Source organism: Rhizobium sp. RAF56 (genome assembly GCF_052113965.1).
Taxonomy (GTDB): domain Bacteria; phylum Pseudomonadota; class Alphaproteobacteria; order Rhizobiales; family Rhizobiaceae; genus Rhizobium.
Genome location: NZ_JBFRDU010000016.1, coordinates 124,696 through 145,655, shown reverse-complemented (window position 1 = coordinate 145,655; position 20,960 = coordinate 124,696). Strand labels below are relative to the sequence as shown.

At 61.7% G+C, this 20,960-nt stretch carries 19 protein-coding genes; 16 read left to right on the top strand and 3 right to left on the bottom strand.

Annotated elements, in window-relative coordinates; all coding sequences use genetic code 11:
* The 9 genes from AB4048_RS15795 to AB4048_RS15755 form a co-directional block, all read left to right on the top strand.
* Window positions 1-547: electron transfer flavoprotein subunit alpha/FixB family protein (locus AB4048_RS15795; protein WP_442202915.1), on the top strand; the 547-nt coding region annotated here is incomplete at its 5' end.
* Window positions 548-821: 274 nt separating this feature from the next.
* A complete protein-coding gene (gene bktB / locus AB4048_RS15790; RefSeq protein ID WP_442202914.1) occupies window positions 822-2,003 on the top strand; it encodes a beta-ketothiolase BktB in 1,182 nt (393 codons plus the stop codon).
* The gene (locus AB4048_RS15785) at window positions 2,003-4,300 is read left to right on the top strand and encodes a 3-hydroxyacyl-CoA dehydrogenase/enoyl-CoA hydratase family protein (protein WP_442202913.1); all 2,298 of its coding nucleotides are present in this window, start codon (window positions 2,003-2,005) and stop codon (window positions 4,298-4,300) included. Before bktB ends, AB4048_RS15785 begins: the two co-directional genes overlap by 1 nt.
* A gap of 115 nt (window positions 4,301-4,415) precedes the next feature.
* A complete protein-coding gene (locus tag AB4048_RS15780; RefSeq protein ID WP_442202912.1) occupies window positions 4,416-5,390 on the top strand; it encodes an NAD(P)H-dependent flavin oxidoreductase in 975 nt (324 codons plus the stop codon).
* Between the two features lie 316 nt (window positions 5,391-5,706).
* Window positions 5,707-6,387 (top strand): TetR family transcriptional regulator C-terminal domain-containing protein, encoded by a 681-nt coding sequence (locus AB4048_RS15775; RefSeq protein ID WP_442202911.1) that lies wholly within the window; start codon window positions 5,707-5,709, stop codon window positions 6,385-6,387.
* 104 nt (window positions 6,388-6,491) lie between these two features.
* Window positions 6,492-8,099, top strand: coding sequence for a 5-guanidino-2-oxopentanoate decarboxylase (locus AB4048_RS15770; protein ID WP_442202910.1), 1,608 nt, complete (start codon window positions 6,492-6,494; stop codon window positions 8,097-8,099).
* A gap of 61 nt (window positions 8,100-8,160) precedes the next feature.
* Window positions 8,161-9,345, top strand: a complete 1,185-nt coding sequence (locus AB4048_RS15765; protein ID WP_442202909.1) for a pyridoxal phosphate-dependent aminotransferase — start codon at window positions 8,161-8,163, stop codon at window positions 9,343-9,345.
* Between the two features lie 23 nt (window positions 9,346-9,368).
* The gene (locus AB4048_RS15760; protein ID WP_442202908.1) at window positions 9,369-10,862 is read left to right on the top strand and encodes an aldehyde dehydrogenase; all 1,494 of its coding nucleotides are present in this window, start codon (window positions 9,369-9,371) and stop codon (window positions 10,860-10,862) included.
* A 187-nt stretch (window positions 10,863-11,049) separates the two neighbouring features.
* Window positions 11,050-12,111 (top strand): ketopantoate reductase family protein, encoded by a 1,062-nt coding sequence (locus tag AB4048_RS15755; protein ID WP_442202907.1) that lies wholly within the window; start codon window positions 11,050-11,052, stop codon window positions 12,109-12,111.
* Window positions 12,112-12,159: 48 nt separating this feature from the next.
* On the opposite strand, the gene AB4048_RS15750 is transcribed toward AB4048_RS15755, so the two are convergent.
* The 3 genes from AB4048_RS15750 to AB4048_RS15740 form a co-directional block, all read right to left on the bottom strand.
* Window positions 12,160-13,881 carry an extracellular solute-binding protein gene (locus tag AB4048_RS15750; protein WP_442202906.1) on the bottom strand — a complete coding sequence of 574 codons (1,722 nt, stop codon included), beginning with the start codon at window positions 13,879-13,881 and terminating at the stop codon, window positions 12,160-12,162.
* Window positions 13,882-13,951: 70 nt separating this feature from the next.
* Window positions 13,952-14,878 (bottom strand): NAD(P)-dependent oxidoreductase, encoded by a 927-nt coding sequence (locus AB4048_RS15745; protein ID WP_442202905.1) that lies wholly within the window; start codon window positions 14,876-14,878, stop codon window positions 13,952-13,954.
* 351 nt (window positions 14,879-15,229) lie between these two features.
* The gene (locus tag AB4048_RS15740; RefSeq protein ID WP_442202904.1) at window positions 15,230-15,460 is read right to left on the bottom strand and encodes a hypothetical protein; all 231 of its coding nucleotides are present in this window, start codon (window positions 15,458-15,460) and stop codon (window positions 15,230-15,232) included.
* A 78-nt stretch (window positions 15,461-15,538) separates the two neighbouring features.
* Between AB4048_RS15740 and AB4048_RS15735 the strand changes: the two genes are divergently transcribed.
* From AB4048_RS15735 to AB4048_RS15705, 7 genes are read left to right on the top strand one after another with little or no spacing between them, the layout of a single operon-like run.
* Entirely contained in the window at window positions 15,539-16,327 is a 789-nt protein-coding gene (locus tag AB4048_RS15735) for a glucose 1-dehydrogenase (protein WP_442202903.1), read from the top strand.
* Window positions 16,328-16,338: 11 nt separating this feature from the next.
* Entirely contained in the window at window positions 16,339-16,464 is a 126-nt protein-coding gene (locus tag AB4048_RS15730; protein WP_442202902.1) for a hypothetical protein, read from the top strand.
* A 5-nt stretch (window positions 16,465-16,469) separates the two neighbouring features.
* Window positions 16,470-17,558: a 2,3-butanediol dehydrogenase gene (locus tag AB4048_RS15725; protein WP_442202901.1), complete on the top strand. Its 1,089-nt coding sequence runs from the start codon at window positions 16,470-16,472 to the stop codon at window positions 17,556-17,558.
* A gap of 47 nt (window positions 17,559-17,605) precedes the next feature.
* Window positions 17,606-17,890 (top strand): YciI family protein, encoded by a 285-nt coding sequence (locus tag AB4048_RS15720; RefSeq protein ID WP_442202900.1) that lies wholly within the window; start codon window positions 17,606-17,608, stop codon window positions 17,888-17,890.
* Complete coding sequence (locus AB4048_RS15715) at window positions 17,887-18,900, top strand: Gfo/Idh/MocA family protein (RefSeq protein ID WP_442202899.1); 1,014 nt, start codon at window positions 17,887-17,889, stop codon at window positions 18,898-18,900. Before AB4048_RS15720 ends, AB4048_RS15715 begins: the two co-directional genes overlap by 4 nt.
* A gap of 10 nt (window positions 18,901-18,910) precedes the next feature.
* Window positions 18,911-19,894, top strand: coding sequence for a zinc-dependent alcohol dehydrogenase (locus AB4048_RS15710; RefSeq protein WP_442202898.1), 984 nt, complete (start codon window positions 18,911-18,913; stop codon window positions 19,892-19,894).
* 3 nt (window positions 19,895-19,897) lie between these two features.
* Window positions 19,898-20,956: an SDR family oxidoreductase gene (locus tag AB4048_RS15705; RefSeq protein WP_442202897.1), complete on the top strand. Its 1,059-nt coding sequence runs from the start codon at window positions 19,898-19,900 to the stop codon at window positions 20,954-20,956.
* Window positions 20,957-20,960 lie beyond the last annotated feature (4 nt).

The window sequence follows — 20,960 nt, the reverse complement described above, 5'->3', positions numbered from 1 at the left end:
CATCCAGACGGTGCAGTCGAGCGACGCAAAACGCGTGATCACCGTGCGCACCGCCTCGTTCGCGGCGGCCCCGACCGGCGGCTCGGCTGCGGTCGAGACGATTTCGGCGGTTGCCAATCCCGGCCTCTCGACCTTCGTCGGCGATGCGCTGTCGTCGTCCGACCGTCCGGAGCTGACGTCGGCGAAGATCATCATATCGGGTGGCCGCGCGCTCGGCTCGGCGGAGAAGTTCACGGAAGTCATCCTGCCGGTCGCCGACAAGCTCGGTGCGGCCGTCGGCGCCTCGCGTGCCGCCGTCGACGCCGGCTATGCCCCGAACGACTGGCAGGTCGGCCAGACCGGCAAGGTGGTGGCGCCGCAGCTCTACATCGCCTGCGGCATTTCCGGCGCCATCCAGCATCTCGCCGGCATGAAGGACTCGAAGGTCATCGTCGCCATCAACAAGGACGAGGACGCCCCGATCTTCCAGGTCGCCGACTACGGCCTCGTCGCCGACCTGTTCGAAGCCCTGCCGGAGCTCGCTGGCGCAATTCCAGGAAAAGTGTGACACGGTTTTCCGTCCGGAATTGCGTACCAAACCAGCAATTCCAGGAAAAGTGTGACACGGTTTTCCGTCCGGAATTGCGTACCAAACCAGCAATTCCAGGAAAAGTGTGACACGGTTTTCCGTCCGGAATTGCGTACCAAACCAGCAATTCCAGGAAGAGTGTGACACGGTTTTCCGTCCGGAATTGCATAAAAACAAGTAGATAGACGGTCTAAGGCAATTTGAGCACAGCAAACCGCGCGGTTGCCGCGACTGGAATTGGAAGGACAAGACGATGAGCAGGAACGTTGTAATCGCATCCGGCGTGCGCACGGCAATTGGTGATTTCGGAGGCACGCTCGCGAGCATTCCTCCTTGCGAACTGGCGGCGATCGTCGCCCGCGAGGCGATTGCGCGGGCCGGCGTATCCGCCGAGGACATTGTCCAGACGGTATTCGGCAACGTGATCCACACGGCGCCGGAAGACATGTATCTGTCGCGGGTCGCCGCTATTCGGGCAGGCGTGCCCGACACGGCGCCGGCGCTGACGTTGAACAGGCTTTGCGGTTCGGGACTGCAAGCCGTCGTTACGGCCGCGGAGGCGATCCTGCTTGGGAATGCCGACGTCGCGCTCGCCGGCGGGGCCGAAAACATGAGCCGCGCGGGCCACCTGCTGCAGCAGGCGCGCAATGGTCAGAAGATGGGCGATGTGGTCGCAACCGACATGATGGTCGGCGCGCTGACCGATCCCTTCGGCAACGGCCACATGGGAATGACTGCCGAAAACCTGGCCGAACGCGGCGCCATCGATCGTAAGGCGCAGGACGAGTTCGCGCTTCAATCCCATCACCGTGCGGCCCGTGCCATAGCGGAAGGGCGCTTCGTGGAGCAGATCCTTCCGGTGAAGGTGACGAAAGGGCGCACGGAAGTCGTTTTCGATACCGACGAGCACGTCCGCGCCAACGTTACGCTTGAGGATCTTGCCAAGTTGCGGCCGGCTTTCCGTAAGGACGGCACCGTTACCGCCGGCAATGCCAGCGGGCTCAATGACGCCGCCGCGGCACTTGTCCTGATGGAGGAAGGCGTTGCTGCCGCGCGCGGCGTAAAGCCGCTCGCCCGCATTGTCGCCTACGGCCTGGGCGGCGTCGCGCCCGAGGTGATGGGTCTCGGCCCGGTTCCGGCCGTCAAGCAGGCATTGGCGCGCGCCGGACTGAGTGTTTCGGACCTCGACGTCATCGAATCCAACGAGGCCTTCGCGGCGCAGGCGTGCGCGGTTGCCCGCGATCTCGACTTGCCGGCCGACAAGACGAACCCGAATGGCGGCGCGGTCGCGCTTGGACACCCGATCGGAGCGTCGGGTGCCATCATCCTGATCAAGTTGGTTTATGAGCTGAGGCGTTCGGGCGGACGCTACGGTCTTGCCACCATGTGCATCGGCGGCGGTCAGGGGATCGCCGTGGTCGTCGAGGCTGCGTGATGGGGTCGATCAGCAAGGTCGGCGTTATCGGAGCCGGCGTCATGGGATCGGGCATCGCAGCGCATTTCGCCAACGCCGGAGCGGAGGTCGTGTTGCTCGACGTGGAGCGACGGTTCGCCGAAGACGGCGTCTCAAAGCAGATCAAGGCGGGCGGGTTCATGGATCCAGCTTTTGCCGATCGCGTCACGCCGGGATCCACGGCAGCAAACATGTCGTTGCTCGCCGATGCCGATTGGATCATCGAGGCGGTGGCCGAGCGCCTTGACGTCAAGCAATCGCTCTACCGGGCCGTCGACGCCGTGCGAAAGCCCGGTTCCATCGTCTCTTCCAACACGTCGACAATTCCGCTCTCGACGCTCGTCGGTGGTTTGCCGGAGAGCTTCGCGCGCGATTTCCTCATTGCTCACTTCTTCAATCCGCCGCGGCACATGCGCCTCTTGGAGCTGGTGCGCGGCGCGTCGACCAGGGCGGAGGCGGTTGCGGCCGTGCGCGAGTTCGCGGATCGCGGATTGGGCAAGGCCGTCGTCGACTGCAACGACACGCCCGGCTTTATCGGCAATCGTGTCGGCACCTATTGGATGGCGGTGGCGATGAACGAGGCGATCTCGCGCGGGCTGGATCCCGAGGAGGCGGACGCCGTCATCGGCAAGCCCTTCGGCATTCCCTCGACCGGCATATTCGGCCTCCTCGATCTGGTCGGCATCGACCTGATGGTGACCATCCTGCGCACGATCAAGTCGGCGCTGCCGGCGGGCGATGCTTTCCAATCCTATCCCGCCGAGCCGCCGCTCCTGACGCGCATGATCGCGGAAAATCGCATCGGCAGGAAAAGCGGTGCCGGCTTCGTGAAGCTGTCGCAGGACCGAAAGAGCCGTCTGGTGACCGACCTTCAAAGCGGCGAATATCGCCCGCAGCGCAACGTCTCCTCGGCGAGCCTGGAGGCGTCGAAGGGTGATGCGGCGGCGCTGATGGCCGACAACGGACCAGGAGGGCGCTATGCCGCGGTCGTTATGCGAAAGACACTCGCCTATGCGGTCTCGCTCGTGCCTGAGATCGCCGACGGCCCCGACGCGGTCGACGAAGCCATGCGCAGCGGCTACGGCTGGAAGCAGGGACCGTTCGAACTGATCGATCGGCTGGGCGCCGGCTGGCTCGCGGACCAATTGCGAGCGCATGGCGAGCCGGTCCCCGCCTATCTGGAACTTGCCGCCGCCAGGGGAGGCTTCTACACCGTCGCCGACCGACGTCGGATGGCGCTCCTGCCGAACGGCGAACATCGCCCGCTCGCGATTGCCAAGGGCGTGCTCACGGTCGCGGCGCTCTCGTTGTCGTCGAAACCTGTGTTGTCGGGGGGCGTCGCCAATCTGTGGGATCTCGGGGACGGCGTCGCCGGGCTCGAATTCCGCACAAAGATGAACACCCTCTCATCCCCGCTGCTGGACCGCCTCGATGAGGCAGTCGAACGAACGGGATCGGATTTTCGGGCACTCGTCATAGGCAGCGATGCCGCGCACTTCAGTGCCGGTGCCGATTTGCGGACCTTTCTTGAAACCGTGGAAGCCGGTGGCCGCGAGGCGCTCGGCCGTTTCCTCGACCATGGACATGCCACCTTCGCAAGCATCAAGTATGCGCCGTTCCCGGTTGTCGGTGCAGCGGCGGGCCTTGCCCTTGGCGGCGGCTGCGAGATGCTTTTGCATTGCGACGCGATCCAGGCGCATGCCGAGCTTTCCATGGGGCTGGTCGAGACGCGTATCGGGGTCATTCCGGGGTGGGGCGGCTGCAAGGAAATGCTTCTGCGCCTGTTAGCCATGCGCGACCTGCAGCGGGAGCCGGTTGCCGTGGCGCTCGCAGCTTTTGGTCTCATAGCCCCGGCAAGGGTCTCGGTCAGCGCCTACGAGGCGCGAGCGCTCGGCTTCCTGCGGGAAAGCGATCCGATCACGATGAACCGTGACCGGCTGCTGGGCGATGCCAAGCGCACGGCGTTGACGCTCGCCGCGAACTACGTCGCACCTGAGCCGGGATGCGTTCTCGTTTCAGGGTCTGCCGGTGCCGCGGCCCTTGTCGACATGCTCGACGCAGACGCGGCGGCAGGACGCCAGAGCGTCCATGATCGCGTCGTCGGCGAAGCGCTTGCTTCCATTCTCACCGGCGGGCCGGTGGGCGATGCGGCAGGGCCGGTCGAGGAAGGTGCGATCATGGCTCTCGAACGGGACGCATTTATCGACCTGCTTTCCACGCCGGCCACCATCGCGAGAGTTCGCCACATGCTCGAGACCGGCAAGCCGCTGCGAAACTGAAACTCGCGCCGGCCGGAAGCAAAAATTTATTGGACGTACAACAAAATTTGTTTGACGTCCTTTTTCTTTCTCCGTACGAAATTAGCAAAGCGGAGCCTATTGGCCAGGAGGAACCATGAAAACGCGCGTTACCGAATTGCTGGGCACTCGCTACCCGATCATACAGGGCGGCATGCAGTGGGTGGGCCGGGCGGAGCTGGCTTCCGCGGTCTCCAACGCCGGCGGTCTCGGCATACTCACGGCCTTGACCCAGCCAACTCCCGAAGCCCTTGCGCTCGAGATCAAGCGCTGCCGGGAAATGACCGACAAGCCGTTCGGCGTGAACCTCACGATCCTTCCCTCGACGGCACCGCCGCCTTATGAGGCGTACCTGGATGCTGCTCTCGACGCCGGTATCCGCATCATCGAGACGGCCGGGCGCAGCCCGAAGGAGTTCATTTCCAAGGCGAAGGATGCCGGCGCGAAGATCGTTCACAAGTGCACGGCCGTGCGTCACGCACTTTCGGCGGAGCGGGCGGGTGTCGATGCCATTTCGATCGACGGTTTCGAAGCGGCCGGCCATCCGGGCGAGGACGATATCGGAGGACTGGTTCTTTTCGCGGCGGCTTCTCGGGCGGTCAAGGTCCCGCTCATCGCGTCGGGCGGGATCGGCTCGGGCCGCGGCATGGCGGCGGCCATGATGCTCGGCGCCGAAGGCATCAATATGGGAACGCGCTTCTGCGCAACGAAGGAAGCCCCGATCCACGACGAGATCAAGCAGGCGCTGGTTCGCGCCGGCGAAACCGACACCGTCCTGATCTTCCGCACGCTGCGCAACACCGGCCGTGTGCTGAAGAACGCCGTGTCGGAGGAAGTCGTCGCCACGGAGCGACGCCCCGGCGGCTGCGAATTCGAGGATATCCGGCAACTCGTGGCGGGCACCCGTGGGCGCGAGGCGTTGACGGAGGGCAGGGTGGACGGCGGTCTCGTCTGGGCAAGCCAGGCCATAGGACTGATCGAGGACATCCCGACATGCGCCGAACTGATCGAGCGGATGGTGTCCGACTGCCATGCGGCCTTGAAGGAAGGAATGCGCGCATTCGATGCCTAGGAGTTGGATAATTTGTTGACCGTCCAACAAATTTACAGTACCTAAGGTGAAGCGGTTTTGTCCGTCCGCGGAGCGCGATTGCACGAAACACTAGAGACATCGGCAATCTCGATCCAATTGCTGGAACGAGGATATTTGGAGGAGGAAATCCAAGCTGCTGCCTGATCGGCCGGTCTTATCGACTCATGCGGAATTGGTGGGGTATAGGTGTGTTATGCGTTCGGAGCACGCTTATACTGTAGATACCAAGTTGCAGGATGTTGATTGTGCAAGGCGTTGCAGCCGCCGAATAGAATTCAAAAGTCTGGGGCGATAGATGCGGACTGAATCAAAGAAAACGCGGATTATGATGGAGCGCCGGGACGACCTTATTCAAGGCACGATCCGGTCGATCGCCGCGATCGGATACAACGACTCTACCGTCAATACGATCTGCGAAGCTGCCGGATTGTCACGCGGACTGATCGGCTACTACTTCAAGGGCAAGGACGAGCTGCTTATCGAGGCGTATAGATACCTTACGGCGCAGGCCGACGATGAGGCGCGAAAGGCCGTTCGTGGTGCAGGTTCGGACCCGTTGCAGCGGCTGCTGGCCGCCAACAGCATGAACTTCCGTCGGCTTGCAACCGAGAAGGAGGCGTCTCTAGTTTCATATGCTTGTCTTGGGGTGGCGCCGTGGAACCCCGGAATGATGGGCCTAACGCACGAGCTCTGGCGGAAGTATCGCAAGTGGATCGAGCGCATGATCGCGGAGGCTGCAGCCGAGCGCAATCTCGAAATCAATGCTCGGAAGGCGGCAATTACATACGTTCAGTTGGCCGACGGCCTGTGGTGGGGATGCCTTCTCGACCCAGAAGCATACTCCTTGGAGGAAGCTGAGGAGATCGTACGCGACTGGGTTCTGGAGCTCTTGGGGGAGAACGAGCCGCCTGCGGCCTCCTTGAAAAAGGCGAAGAAAAAGGTTCCGGCCGCAAAATCGAAAGTCGAGGGCGAGTAGCGCGTAAATTCTAGCGCCCCAGCGGCGCCAGCGCGCAGCACTTACAAAAGAACAGTTGAGTGTAACGGGCACGGCTTTCCACAAGGCCGGGCAGGGGAGGATTCGTGACTACAGTTGGAATGTATCTGTCTCGCCTTCTGGAGGCCTATGGGATCGAAGTGATCTTTGGAATTCCGGGGGTTCATACCGTCGAACTTTACCGAGGGATGGAGCAAACGAGCCTTCGACATTACACGCCTCGACACGAGCAGGGCGCGGGTTTCATGGCCGACGGATATGCCAGGGCCACGGGTCGTCCGGCCGCCTGTTTCATCATAACCGGTCCAGGCATGACCAATATTGCCACCGCCATGGCGCAGGCCTACGCGGATTCCGTTCCGATGCTGGTTATTTCCGCCGTGAATGCGCTCGGCGACCTGGGGTCGGGGGCTGGCTGGCTTCACGAACTGAAAGACCAGCGGCAACTGGTTCAAGGCGTTTGCGAATTCAGTCACACGATCACGAACCCGAGCGAACTCAACACGGTCGTGGCGCGGGCATTCAGCGTGTTTTCCGGCGCCCGGCCACGGCCCGTCCACATCGAGCTGCCGCTTGACGTCATTACGGCATCTGCCGACGACCTGCCGCCGATTGCCGCCATGCCGCTTCCCGCCCGTCCGGCCGCGGGCAAATCGCAGATCGAGCAAGCTGCCCGGTGGTTGAGCGAAGCGAAATCCCCGGTCATTCTGCTCGGCGGCGGTGCCCAGGATGTAGGGGCGTTGGCGCAGACGCTTGCGGAAACGCTCGACGCCCCGGCGGTCATGACCGTGAACGGCAGAGGGTTGCTTGCCGTCGGCCATCCCCTGGCTGTGCCCTGCAATCCTGGGCTTCAATCGGTCGTCGAGATGATCGAAGCCTCGGACTTGGTCCTTGCCGTCGGAACCGAATTCGGGCCGACCGAGTACGACATCTTCGGCACCGGCGGGATGGCGAAGTTCAATGGGCGCAGCATTCGGATCGACATAGATCCGCAGCAACTGGCAAGAACCCGTTTCGTCGATCTGCCGATCGTATCGGATGCGGGAGAGGCACTCGCAGCGCTGCTATCCGAATTGAAGCCGCGGCGGCATGACGGCGAAGAACGGGCGGCAGCGGCCAGGCGCCACGACAACAACGGTCTTCCCCAATCCTATGGCGTCCTGACCGATCTATTGAACAAGGTCCGCGACGCCCTTCCGGGCGCTGTCATCGTGGGCGATTCAACCCAGCCGGTCTATGCCGGCATGATCGAGTTCGCCGCGGCCGCGCCGAGAACGTGGTTCTGTTCCGCGACGGGTTACGGAACGCTCGGTTATGGGCTTCCGGCGGCAATCGGCGCAAAGATCGGCAAAGCCGATGCGCCTGTCGTGTGCGTGGTTGGCGACGGCGGCTTTCAGTTCTCGCTGCAGGAGCTTGCGAGCGCAAGGGAGAGCGGTACGCCGATTATCATCGTTCTCTGGAACAACCGGGGCCACGGCGAAATCAGATCGTACATGGTATCGCGCGGCATCGCGCCGGTGGGTGTCGATCTCTTCACGCCGGACTTCCAGGCAATGGCCGCGGCTTTTGATTGCCACGCGCTCAGAGCCAATTCGCCTGAAGATTTCGCCAAGGCGCTTCACGCCGCGGCGCGTGAAGACAAACCGACAATCATCGAGATCGACGAGTACGCGTACCTGGCCGCTGCGCGGTGAGCCGGATCGGCCTCTCGCAGCCTGTCTAATCCCAATCGAAGCCTATTCAGGAGAACATGCAATGCGCTTCGCATCCCGTACCCAGCGTCCTGCCGGCAAGAGTGTGTCCGCATGGGACATGCATTTCATCGCAGCCGAAAAGATCGCTCGCGGTGAGCACGCAATCTTGCTCACGGTCGGAGACACCGATTTTGCAAGCCCCTCGGAGGCGGTCGTCGAAGCCTACGACAGCCTGCGCAGCGGCCGTACACATTACACGGCAAGCGTCGGTGAACCGCCGATCCGGGAAGCGATTGCCCGCCGCCACCGCCAACTGAGCGGACAAGTCATCGATCCGGATCAGGTCATCGTCACGGTCGGCGCGCAGAACGCCTTGTTTACCGCCGCGCTCTGCATCGTCGATCCCGGCGACGAAGTGATCGTGCCGGAGCCGATGTATGTGACCTATCCGGGAACGATCGCGGCCGCGGGCGGTAAAACGATAAGCGTTCGTTCGCCAGCGGAAAACGGCTTTCACCCGCTGATCGAGGAGATCGAGGCGGCCGTCAACGAGCGCACCCGTGCGATCTTTCTCGCCACTCCGAACAATCCCACCGGGGCGGTCTATACGGCTGACGAGCTGTCGAGAATTGGCGCCATATGCCAGAAGCACAATCTCTGGCTGGTGTCGGACGAAGTCTACGGCAGCCTTGTCTACGAAGGACGTCACGTATCGCCGTCGGCGCTTCCCGGAATGGCGGACCGCACGGTGACGATCGGCAGCCTGTCCAAGTCGCATGCGATGGCAGGATGGCGGCTCGGATGGATGATCGCGCCTCCTGAACTGGCGGAGAGGGCAGGCAGGCTCAGCGTCTGCTCGACCTACGGCATTCCCACATTTGTCCAGGACGCGGCTGTCGTCGCTCTCAATACCTATCCCGACGGTCTGCCGGACCTCAAGGCGGCCTACACTCGCCGCCGCGAACGCCTCTGCGAACAGCTCAACGCAATCCCTGGCCTATCCTGCAGGCGGCCCGACGGCGGGATGTTCATCATGCTGGATATCCGGGCGACCGGGATGGCGGCCTACGACTTTGCCAAGGGATTGGTGCTCGAGGAAGGGGTTGCGACCCTTCCGGCCGACGATTTCGGCGAGAGCGCGGCGGGCTACCTCCGCATCAATCTGGGTGCGCGGGACGAGCTTATCGACGAAGCGGCGATCCGGATCGCACGCTACGCCAAGAACCTCGCCCTCCAAACAGTCTAGTAAAATCAAGGCGGATGAAACCCATGCACACACTGGCCCACTGGCGCGAAAACGCCGCGCTGTTGAAACCCGAGACGCGGCACTTCATCGATGGAGCGTATGTCCCGGCGTCCGACGAGCGGACATTTTCGTCCATCAATCCGGCAACGGGGCGACCCGTCGCGGAGATCGCACGCGGAACGGCGCGGGACATCGACACCGCCGTCGCCGCGGCGCGGCGCTCTTTCCGCAAGGGTGTCTGGTCGCGCATGGCACCGCGCGCAAGGATGCGGATCATGCAGGCTTTCGCCGACCTGATCGAAGCAAACGGCGAAAAGCTGGCGTTGCTCGACACCCTGGAAATGGGCAAGCCGATCAGTTCTTCCCTTGGCGTCGATCTGCCGGCATCCGTCAACGCCATACGCTTTTTCGCCGAGACCATCGACAAGATCGAGGGCGTGGTGACAAACACCGACGTCTCGGCGCTGCATTATATTCTTCGTCAGCCGCTTGGGGTCGTCGGGCTTATCGTACCGTGGAACTATCCCTTGATGATGGCGTGCTGGAAACTCGGGCCGGCGCTGGCGACCGGCAACAGCATCGTGCTGAAGCCCGCCGAGCAAAGCTCTCTGAGCGCCCTGATGCTGGGCGAACTCTTCGTTCAAGCGGGAGGGCCTCCCGGCGTACTCAACGTCGTCACGGGCTTGGGCGAAGAGGTCGGCAAGGCTCTCGCGCTCCACATGGACGTCGACAAGATCGGGTTCACGGGCTCGACCGAGATCGGTAAGCTATTGCTTATATATGCCGGCCAATCGAACATGAAGCGTGTGACGACCGAATGCGGCGGCAAGTCCCCGCAGATCATCCTCTCCGACTATGACGATCTGGACACCGCGGCGGCCTATGCCGTCGATGGCATCTATTCAAACCAGGGCGAGGTGTGCAGCGCCGGTTCGCGCATCCTGGTGGACCGCAAGATCCATGATGCCTTCGTCGAGCGGTTCATCGCGACCGCAGGAAAAAGATACGCGGTTGGTGACCCGCTGGATCCCTCGACGACGATGGGCCCGCTTGTCGACAAGCGTCAGCAGGAGCGCGTCCTCGGCTACGTCGACGGTGCGGTCAAGGAAGGCGCGAAGCTGGAGTTGGGCGGCCGCAGGTCGGAGACCTTCGCGGAAGGCGCCTATGTCGAACCGACGCTCTTCTCCAAGGTGATGCCGGGAATGCAGATCGCACGGGAAGAAGTCTTCGGTCCCGTTGCGGCGATCATGCCGGTCGACGGAGCCGACCACGCCCTTTCGATAGCCAATGACTCGATTTACGGCCTGGCGGCATCGATCTGGACAAAGGATCTGGCGACCGCGCATCGCTTTGCCCGCGACGTCGAGGCAGGTGTCGTATGGGTGAACTGCTACGAGCACGGAGACATGACGTCGATCTGGGGCGGCTTCAAGCAAACAGGCAACGGACGAGACAAGTGCCTGGAAGCCTTGACGCAGTTTTCGCAGACGAAATCTGTCTGGCTCAATCTGGGTTGATCACGTGACAGGCAGGCCGGATCGGCAGGAACTGGGGATCCGGCCTGAAGACCATGCGTCCCTTGGCAGTGGAGGCGGCCGGGTAAGTCCAAAATGGACAATTGCGCGGTTTTCTCCCCCATAATTGTTTGTACGATCTCTTCACAAAGCGCGCGGGAGCCGCGCGCCATGGGAGAGGGAGTGTCGAATGAGTTGGAACAAGCCGCGCGGCCCGAGGATCGCTTTTTTGGGAACGGGAGCACAGGGCGCGTCCATCGGGGCCGACTTCGCACTGGCCGGGCTCGACGTTACCTTCATCGAACAGTGGCCGGAACACGTCATGGCGATCCGTGAAAACGGGATCACCGTGAACCTGCCGAGCCGCTCCATCAACGTCAAGGTTCCGGCCCTGCATCTCTGCCAGGTGGCGGAGATCAAGGAGCCGTTCGACGTCGTCTTTCTTGTGGTCAAGGCCTACGAMACGAAGTGGGCATGCCAGCTTATCGAGCCCTGCCTTGCTCCCGACGGCCTGATCGTCGGGCTTCAGAACGGCATGACGCATGAGGACATCGCTGCCGTGGTCGGGCGTGAACGGACGATCGGTGCTGTCATCGAGATTGCTTCCAACATGTTCGTCCCCGGTGTCACCAACCGCCAGAACGATCATGACACCTCGTGGTTTGCTCTTGGGGCGCTCGATCCAAAGACGCAGGAGCGGGTGGAAAGCGTCGCCGGTCTGCTGCGAAACGCCGGCAGGGTCGAAGTCATGGAGGACATTCATTCCGCGAAATGGATGAAGCTCGTCGTCAATGCGGCCGAGCTCATCCCTTCCGCGATCGTCAACCTGCCGCTGGCGGACGCCGCGCGCGCACCCGGCATGCTCGAAGTCATGCGGGTGGCCGGATATGAGGCTATGCAGGCCGCGCTGGCGGACGGCGCCAAGATCATCCCGATCATCGGCATGGAAGCGGTCACGACAAACCATCCCGAGCGCTATGTCGATCAGATCTTCGAGGAGGTGCTGAAAACCTTTTCGCAGGCCGACACGTTGACGACGTCGCTTCAGGACTGGCGTAAGGGACGTCGCGCGGAAGTCCAGGAAGTCAACGGATTGGTTGTCGATATCCTCCGCGCCCACGGGCAGAAAGCGCCGTTAAATCAGCGAGTTGTCGAAGTGGCCTTCGATATCGAAGCCGGGCGGATCGAGGCGCGGCCGGAAAACGCGGCTTTGTTGATCGAAACATGTCAGGCCGTGGCCGATCGTCGATAAGTCTCACGATTTTAGGCAGGGGCGGCGGTTCGTGTGAACTGCCGCATCCTAAAGGGCGCTCTGCTTCGCCCAGGTCTTCGGAACGGACCTGAGGCTCGCCTCGATCTGGGCGGCGGCGTTTTCAAGTGCAAGCCTCGGAGACTTTATTCCAAGCAGCGCATCGTGGATTTCTTCGCCCAGAACCTTTTCGATCGTCGTGTACTGGGGGATCTTGGGGCGTTGCCAGGTATGCAAGAGGTTCTTCTTTGCCAACTGGTCCACGAAGCGGACGATCGGCGAGCTTGCGGCCGCTTCCGGATCGGCGCTGACCGAGAAGCGAGGGGCGACCGGAAATCCGTTCTTCACATGCGCCTTCATCGCCTCCCGAGAGGCCATCCATGCAATCGCGTCCGCCGCAAGCTCCACGCGTTCTTCCGGCAGGTTGGTTGGAATGCAGAAAAGAAAACCTCCGATTGGCGTGGCGCGCGTGCCGCCCGGGCCGAAGGGCTGCGGCAGATATTCAACGCGGCGTTTCACGACAGACTGGACGTCATATTCGAAGCGGGCGGCGCGCATGGTCCAGAAATAGCCCATGCTCGCCTTTCCCTTCAAGAACACTTCCAGGGTCTTGTCCCAGGCCATCTCCAGGATTTTCGGCGGCGAGATTTCCATCAGTCGGCGCATGTAGTCGAGAGCGGCGAACCCCGCGTCGGACAGGATAGTGCAGGTCAACTCGTCCAGGTCGACGCCTTCAAGCGTGAAGCCGGAGCGGGTCTTCCGCAGGGAAATCGCCGGCTGCCCGCAGGCGCCCATGAAAAACAGGAAGCTCGAAGCGATCGGCATGCCCCGCGCGCCATCCCAGACCGCTCCGAACTTGCCCTCATCAGGCGCATGAAACTTGCGACCTGCGCAGATGACGTCGTCGAAGGTTTTGGGAAAGGAGAGGCCCGCGTCGGAAAACAGATCCTTTCTCGCGGCGAGAAGCTCGACGGTGCAGTAGCCCGGAACGCCGTAATCCTTTCCCTCCCAAGTGGCCGAGGACCAGATGGACGGATGGAAGTCGAGCGGATTGATGCCGGTCTTCTGGATGTACTGATCGATCGGCCTGATGACGCCGCTCTCGGCGAATTCCCCGAGCCAGGGCATGTTGATGGCGATGACGTCGTAGTCGGAAAAAGATTTGGCGCCGTTCTCCCGCGCGCGTCGATAGAGATCGGGAAGCGGCAGAAGATCAAAATTCTTCCTCGACGCCAGATTGCTGCGGAAGTCCGCCCACATGTTCCGCATCGCGGAGAAATAGTTGTCGTCGTTCAAAAGGAAGCGGAGCTCGATCTGAGATTCGGCACGCTTTTGAACAAGCCTCATCGGCGGAATGATCTGGGAGCCGAGAGGTGTGCCACCGAAATAGTACTCGTCCTCCTCTTCGCCGGCACGCAGGCCCAATGTCTGCGCCAGCAGTGATTTCGTCTTGCGGGCATAGAGTTCGAACGAGCGGAGCAGCTGCTCGCTCGGCTGCAGCGCGAAGCTCTTGCCGGTCAGTCCCTTGGCCACCTTGTGAATGGAGCCGCTGTCGATGAGGCGATTGATCAGCCTCATCGAAGTCGCGTAGGGAAGGCCCGATTCCTGGCCGAGCGTCGAGATCGAGACTGTCTGGCTCAGAATGTGCGATTTGATCAAATAGGTAACGATCAGCCAGATCGCATCGTCATCGGCCGCTTCAACGACCTCTCTGAATGGGCGGCGCGTTTTCTCGATGAAATCGATGACGCGCAGCATTTCATATTCGTTCACGTCGGCCTCCCAACCGTCGCGCGCTGCAGACCGACAGACTATCTGGCAAGCTTTACTTTCGCCAGCCCGCTCAAATCGCTTTTAGGGTTTGCGATACCGCGGGTTTCTCTCGAGACAGTCCAGCAAGACGCTCATACTGTTCGAAAAGGACGAAGAAGTCCTTTTCCGCAAGTCCATCGGCGAACGCGGCTTCGTATTGCTGCCGGATCATGGACGTGAGGTACATTGGTACGTGATCGGATTTCGCCGCGCCCAGAATGAGATCGAAATCCTTCATCATCTGCGAAACCGAGAATGCCGGATCGTAGTTGCGGGTGACCAGGAGATCTCGCTTGTAGGCGATCAGCGGCGAGGCGACCGCGCTTTCGCAGATCACGTTCAGCATGGTCTCGACGGAAAGATTTCCCTTGAGGCCGAGTGTCAGCGCCTCTCCGAGCAGGGCAGCGGTTGCTCCCACAAGTGCGTTCAGCACCAGTTTCAGATAGCGCGCCTCCTCGCCGCCGCCGAGATAAAACCGTTTGGACGAAAAACTGGCCAAGACGGGCTCGACCTTGCGATAGGCATCTTCAGGCCCCGAGACCATCACCGACAGCATGCCGGACGACGCGGTGATGGTGCTTCCCGAAACGGGGGCACGCAGATAGGCCACGCCCTTGCGGCCGAGAGCCTCTGCAACTTCGGCCGAGAGTTCCGGGGAAACGGTGCTCATCTCGATCAGAATCTGGCCAGGCTTCAGCAGATCGGCAAGAGCTGATGGCGCCAATGTCAGTTGTCGAAGAATAGTATCGTTCGGGATGGTGAGCATCACTACGTCGGACGCTTCGACAAGGTCTTCCAGCGTGTGGGCCACGTTTGCGCCCTGGGCGACGACCGATGCACGGTTTTCCGGAAGTGGCTCGTAGACAGAAAGCGGGTATCCGTTTTCAAGGACACGCCTGCTCATCGGCGCCCCCATCTTTCCGATGCCGGCCCATCCCACTCTCAACGTTTCGCTCATGCAAAACCTTCCTTCCCTCGCGGCGGTCGCCGGCCAGAAATTTCCAATAAAGCTATTTCACGGAGGAGCATGAACCGAGCGACATGATCTCTTCCATCGGCACGGGTGCCGCGTCCTCCCAGAAGAAATACTAGCGTCTGAACAGGACCGATGGCTGCATTGAAAATGTCCATTCTGGACAATTAAAGGTTTGTCGAAGCACAGGTTCATCCCTTAGCTTTTCATTCGGATCGCACGGCGGTTCCTTGGGAGGAATAGAAGCCGTCAACAATCATGAATGCTGCGGAACCGGTGCGTCTCCGCCAACGAATTATTGTTGCCAGCGATCTAGTTAGTCTATCGGAGGAGGACTCAAAGGATGAGGTATAAGGCAGACAGCGTCGTCGTATCGTTTACGCGGCTATCGACCTGCGTCTGACAGCATTCGGCCGTGGCGCTCGCAATGCCGGTGGCAACCCGACCACCGCGCGACTGCTCGTCGAATGCAAAGAGATCTGCGGCGTTGCCCTCGCCTGAGGAGAGCGACGTTCGCTCCCCAAAGTTTCTTGTCGCCCTGTCCAGCGCAGTTGTCGCTCCGAGCATGCCGGTGCAGCTCCGTGATCATCGTTGCAGCGAGCCTCTGCGTTTCCATGGTGCGCTATGTCAATGAAGGAAAATCCTATGAGTGGATCGGTCAGCAAAAAGGTGGTCATCGTCACCGGTTCGGCGCGTGGCATCGGGGCTGGCATTGCCGCGGACTTGGCGGAAAAAGGCGCTCACGTCGTCATCGCCGACCTGAATGCCGACGCGGCGCGGGCAACGGCTTTCAAAATATCCGATCGTGGCGGCAGTGCGATCGCGGTTGCCGTGGATGTCGCCAGCCGCAGAAGCGTCAAAGCGTTGATCGATGAAACCGTGTCGCACTTCGGCCGGCTGGACGTCATGTTCAACAATGCCGGCATCAGCCAGACTTGCCCCTTCCTGGAGGTCACGGAAGAGGACTTCGACCGCATCATGAAGATCAACGGCCTCGGCGTTCTGATCGGGACCCAGGAAGCGGCAAAGCAGATGATCGCGCAAGGCGACGGCGGCAAGATCATCAACACGGCCTCGATCGCGGGCAAACAGGGTTACCCGCTGTTTGCACATTACTGCGCCTCGAAGTTCGCCGTCGTCGCGATCACGCAAGCCGCGGCCCGCGCGTTGGCCGAGCACAAGATCACGGTCAACTGCTTCGGACCCGGCGTCGTCAAGACGGAATTGTGGGAGCAACTCGACCGCGAGTTCATGGAGCACGGACTGACGCAGAAGCCGGAGCAGGCCATCAACGAGTTCTCGCAATCGATCCTGCTCGGTCGCGTTTCCTTGCCGAAGGACATTACAGGCGTCACCTCGTTCCTGGCATCCGACGCATCGGACTACGTTACCGGCCAGACCGTCATGGTCGATGGCGGCATGGTCCTGATCTGAGGAGTAAGATGATGGCCCTGCTGCACAACATGGTCTCAACCATTACCGGCGGCAGCACCGGCATTGGCAAAGCGATCTGCTGCCGTTTTGCGAGGAAGATCAACGCGTCAGAGGGCGCAGATGGCGACCCCGCATAGCAATCATGAAAGGCATGGCAATGAAGGCCGTACGATACTATTCCAAGAAAGACATCCGCGTCGAAGATGTGCCCGCACCGCGTGGCCAGCTCGGCGACGACATGGTGCTGGTGGAGCCTCTCGTTTGCGGCATATGCGGCACCGATATCCATGAATACATAGCGGGCCCCATCGTTACCCCCGCTACCCCTCATGTCTATTCTGGCGCCACGCTGCCGCAAATCTTGGGGCATGAGTTTTCGGCACGCGTGCTGGAGGTCGGCAAAAACGTCATGCACGTGGTTCCCGGCTCCCGCGTTTCGATCCAGCCGCTGATCTCACCGCGCGACGACTATTATGGCCGCCGGGGGCTTTTCCACCTCAGCGAAAAGATGGCCTGCGTCGGTCTGTCTTGGGATTGGGGTGGCATGGGGGAGCGTGCCGTCGTCAATGGCTATAACGTCTTTCCCGTTCCCGATAGCGTCTCCGACGTTCAGGCCGCGATGATCGAGCCTGCGGCAGTTGCCCTCTATGGCGTTGATCGCGGCGGCGTTGCCTCCGGAAGTTCGGTCCTTGTTTCCGGCGTCGGACCGATCGGCGCCCTCGTGCTGCTGGCAACCAAGGCGGCAGGCGCCACGAAGATTTTCGTCTCGGAACTCAATCCCAATCGCCGCGCGCTCGCGCAGAAGCTAGTGCCGGACGCGATCGTCTTCGATCCGCGCGAAACCGACACGGATCTGCTGTTCCGCAGTCAGACCGAAGAAGGCGTTGGCGTCGATGTCGCCTTGGAATGCGTCGGCGCCGAGGCATCGCTCAACCTTTGCGCCAAGGCAGTCCGGCGCCAGGGCACGGTCGTGCAGGTCGGTCTCCACGTAAGGCCGGCGGCAATCGATGCCATGCTCTGGGCGCTCAAGGACATCACCGTCGAAGCCACCTGGTGTTACCCGGTGCAGAGCTGGCCGCGGATCGCCGACATGATCGGAGCGGGAATCTTCCCCGTCGAGAAGATCGTCACGGCTGAGATCGCGCCGGAAGACGTGGTCGAAAAAGGCTTCGAAGCGCTCCTCGATCCAAAGGCATCGCACATGAAGATCCTTGTCAACATGAAGGCCTGATGGTCGACGGCGGCTGCTCGATCGCTTGAATTCGAAAGGAATTAAAGATGCACTATGTTGTTCATTGTCTCGACCACGAGGGCGCCGTCGACAAGCGTCTCGCAAACTACGACGCTCATAAAGCCTATCTCTCCGCTGGTACGACCAAGACGGTCATCTCCGGACCGCTTCTGGCGGACGACAACGAAACGATGATCGGCTCCTTGTTCGTTTTCGAGGCCGACACGAAGGAAGAGATCGTCGCGTTCAACAAGGCCGATCCCTTCACCAAGGCCGGCGTCTGGAAGGCCGTCAACATCCACCCCTTCAGCAAGCGGGTAGACAATCGATGAGCATGGTGGAGAAAACCCCGGTCACCGCCGCCCTGGTCGGGCTTGGCTGGTGGGGCCGCAAGATGGCGAGACTCGTGAGTGCCGGCGGCGCTGAGATGCGATTTGTGCGCGGCGTCGATCCGAACCCCGACGCGGCTGCGTTTGCCAGCCAGATGGGCCTGCAATATTCGTCCGATATCGGCGACGCTCTGAACGATCCGACGCTTGAAGCCGTCGTGCTCGCGACGCCGCATTCGCTGCATCGGGAGCAGATCGCGCGCGTGGTCGCCGCCGGCAAGCACGTCTTCTGCGAAAAGCCCCTCGATCTGACGCGGGCGGGCGCCGAAGCCTCCGTCGCCCTCTGCCACGACGCCGGGCTTGTTCTCGGGATGGGGCACGAGCGTCGTTTCGAGCCTCCGATCGCCGAGATTCTGGAAGCGGCCAAGTCGGGAAGGCTCGGCCCGTTGCTGCAGATCGAAGCGAATTTCAGCCACGACAAGTTTCTCGGCCTCGACCCGTCGAACTGGCGGCTGAAGGCCGATCAGGCCCCGGCCGGCGGCATGACGGCGACTGGAATTCATCTGACGGACCTGGCCGTCAAGCTGATGGGCCGCGCCTCGGACGTGCGCGTCGTATGCGAAAACCTTGCCTCGACCATTCCGCAGGGCGACACGATGAGCGCGCATATCCGCTTTGCCGGCGGAGGCACGGCCTATGTCTCGGCAACGCTTGCCACGCCCTTCGTCTCCCGTTTCGCCGTCTTCGGCACGGAGGGATGGATCGAAGTGCGCGACAAGGCCCATGTCGAGGCGCCGGACGGCTGGGTCGTGACCGAAGGCTGGAAGAACCAGCCGATCGCCGTCCGCGAGGTGCCGCCGGCCGAACCGGTTCGCGATAACTTGAGGGCATTTGCCCGCGCAATTCGTGGTGAGGCCGACTATCCAATCACCGGCGAGGACATGATCAACAACATCGCATTGCTCGAAGCCATCGTGCGGTCCGCGGGGACCGGCGCGCTGGAACAGGTTTGAGGAGGAAGACGTGAAAGCTCTGGTTTTCGAAGCCCCGGAAAAGCCCGTCATCGCAGACGTAGGCATGCCGGACCTGTCGCCGAACGAAGTCCTCGTCCGTACAAAGGCGGTCGGCATCTGCCATTCCGACTACGAGTTGCTCGCGGGGCGATATATTATCCCGATCTCCTATCCGGTAACGCCCGGTCACGAATGGTGCGGCGAAATCGTCGAGGTCGGCCGCAATGTCGCCGGCTTCAGGAAAGGCGACCGCGTTGTCGGGGAGTGCGTGGTGCGGACCCCGGAGCGGCTGCACCATTTCGGCTTCTCCCTCAATGGTGCGGATCGTGAATTCTTCACGGTCAATCCGGAATGGCTTCACAAGCTGCCTGATGCCGTCGATGACAAGAAGGCGGCGCTGATCGAACCGTTCACCTGCGGCTTTTATGCCGTCTTGCGCTCGGGCGGCACCAATGCCAGCGAGACCGTCGTGGTTTCCGGCGGCGGGACGATCGGCCTGGTGTCGGCGGCGGCCGCGATCGGCATGGGCGCCCGCGTCATCGTCGTCGATCCGCTGGCATCCCGCCGCGAAGTGGCAGGCAAGCTCGGCGCCGACGTTGCCATCGATCCCTCCGACGGCGGCGCCGCCGAAAGGATCCGGGAATTGACAGGCGGGCGGGGCGCCGATCTCGTGATCGAAGCGTCCGGCCATGACGCATCCCTCGCTGCCGCATTCGACTACGCCCGTGAAGAGGGCCGCATGTCGATGGTGGGTATCAATATTGGCCGGAAGGTGCCCGTTCTCATCGGCCAAATACAGATGAAGAACCTGACCGTGCGCGGATGCATCGGGTCTCCCGGCGTTTGGCCGGCCGCCATCCGCTTCCTGGAGCGGACCGGTATCGATCTGTCGCCGATCCAGACGCACGATTTCGCGCTGACTGACGCAGTCGACGCTTTCGCGTTTGGTCAGGACCCGACGAAGAGCATCAAGATCACCTTGCTGAATGGATGAGCCATGAACAAACACGCACTTATCGTCGGCGCAACCGGGATCTCCGGAAGCAATCTAGCCGAAAATCTCCTGGCGGAAGGCGGCTGGACGGTGTCGGGCCTGTCCCGGTCGCAAAGTCCGATCGCCGGCGTGACGACATTGAGCTGCGATCTCGTCGACGCCGGTTCCGTCCGTGACGCCCTGGCGGATGCGCGGCCGAGCCACGTGTTCGTCACCGCCTGGTCGCGCCAGGAAACCGAGGCAAAGAATTGCGAGGTGAACGGCGCTATCGTTCGCAACGTTCTCGATGCTCTGCAAGGGCGAGGGGTCGAGCATGTCGCCTTGACGACGGGCACGAAGCATTATCTCGGCCCGTTCGAATCTTACGCCAAGACACAGCCAGATACCCCGTTCCGCGAAGAACAGGAGCGTCTTCCGGGCGAAAACTTCTACTACGTGCAGGAGGACGAGGTCTTTGCAGCAGCCGCACGCGACGGCTTCACCTGGTCCATCCATCGCCCGCATACGCTCATCGGCTATGCCGTCGGAAACGCCATGAACATGGCCGCGACGCTTGCCGTCTACGCCTCCATCTGCCGGGAGACCGGCAAGCCTTTCGTCTTTCCCGGCTCATCGGAGCAGTGGCAGGCTGCAACCGATGTCACCGATGCAAGGCTGCTTGCAAAACACCTCAAATGGGCATCGACGACGAAGGCGGCCGCCAATCTCGCCTTCAATGTCGTCAACGGCGAGGTGTTTCGCTGGAAGTGGCTTTGGCCGCGCCTCGCGAGCTATTTCGGCCTTGAGCCTCAGCCCTATTCGGGAAAGCCGACGCCGCTCGACGACCAGATGGCGGGCGCCGAGCCGATATGGGACGGGATCGTCAAGAAGTTCGACCTTCAGCCCAATCCCTTATCTCGCGTTGCCTCCTTCTGGCATTCGGACGCGGATCTCGGGCGGCAGATCGAGACCTTCAACGACATGGGCCGCAGCCGCAAGCTCGGCTTCCTCGAATATCAGGATACGACAAGCTCATTCATGGACGCGTTTGAACGCCTGCGAGCGGATCGGATCATCCCTTAAGATG

Excerpts from the sequence above, each read along its gene's own strand:
- AB4048_RS15705 (WP_442202897.1), top strand. The coding sequence starts at position 19,898 with ATGAACAAACACGCACTTATCGTCGGCGCAACCGGGATCTCCGGAAGC.
- bktB (WP_442202914.1), top strand. The coding sequence starts at position 822 with ATGAGCAGGAACGTTGTAATCGCATCCGGCGTGCGCACGGCAATTGGT.
- AB4048_RS15735 (WP_442202903.1), top strand. The coding sequence starts at position 15,539 with ATGAGTGGATCGGTCAGCAAAAAGGTGGTCATCGTCACCGGTTCGGCG.
- AB4048_RS15725 (WP_442202901.1), top strand. The coding sequence starts at position 16,470 with ATGAAAGGCATGGCAATGAAGGCCGTACGATACTATTCCAAGAAAGAC.
- AB4048_RS15765 (WP_442202909.1), top strand. The coding sequence starts at position 8,161 with ATGCGCTTCGCATCCCGTACCCAGCGTCCTGCCGGCAAGAGTGTGTCC.
- AB4048_RS15740 (WP_442202904.1), bottom strand. The coding sequence starts at position 15,460 with ATGCTCGGAGCGACAACTGCGCTGGACAGGGCGACAAGAAACTTTGGG.
- AB4048_RS15720 (WP_442202900.1), top strand. The coding sequence starts at position 17,606 with ATGCACTATGTTGTTCATTGTCTCGACCACGAGGGCGCCGTCGACAAG.
- AB4048_RS15760 (WP_442202908.1), top strand. The coding sequence starts at position 9,369 with ATGCACACACTGGCCCACTGGCGCGAAAACGCCGCGCTGTTGAAACCC.
- AB4048_RS15780 (WP_442202912.1), top strand. The coding sequence starts at position 4,416 with ATGAAAACGCGCGTTACCGAATTGCTGGGCACTCGCTACCCGATCATA.
- AB4048_RS15745 (WP_442202905.1), bottom strand. The coding sequence starts at position 14,878 with ATGAGCGAAACGTTGAGAGTGGGATGGGCCGGCATCGGAAAGATGGGG.
- AB4048_RS15730 (WP_442202902.1), top strand. The coding sequence starts at position 16,339 with ATGGCCCTGCTGCACAACATGGTCTCAACCATTACCGGCGGCAGCACC.
- AB4048_RS15785 (WP_442202913.1), top strand. The coding sequence starts at position 2,003 with ATGGGGTCGATCAGCAAGGTCGGCGTTATCGGAGCCGGCGTCATGGGA.
- AB4048_RS15775 (WP_442202911.1), top strand. The coding sequence starts at position 5,707 with ATGCGGACTGAATCAAAGAAAACGCGGATTATGATGGAGCGCCGGGAC.
- AB4048_RS15715 (WP_442202899.1), top strand. The coding sequence starts at position 17,887 with ATGAGCATGGTGGAGAAAACCCCGGTCACCGCCGCCCTGGTCGGGCTT.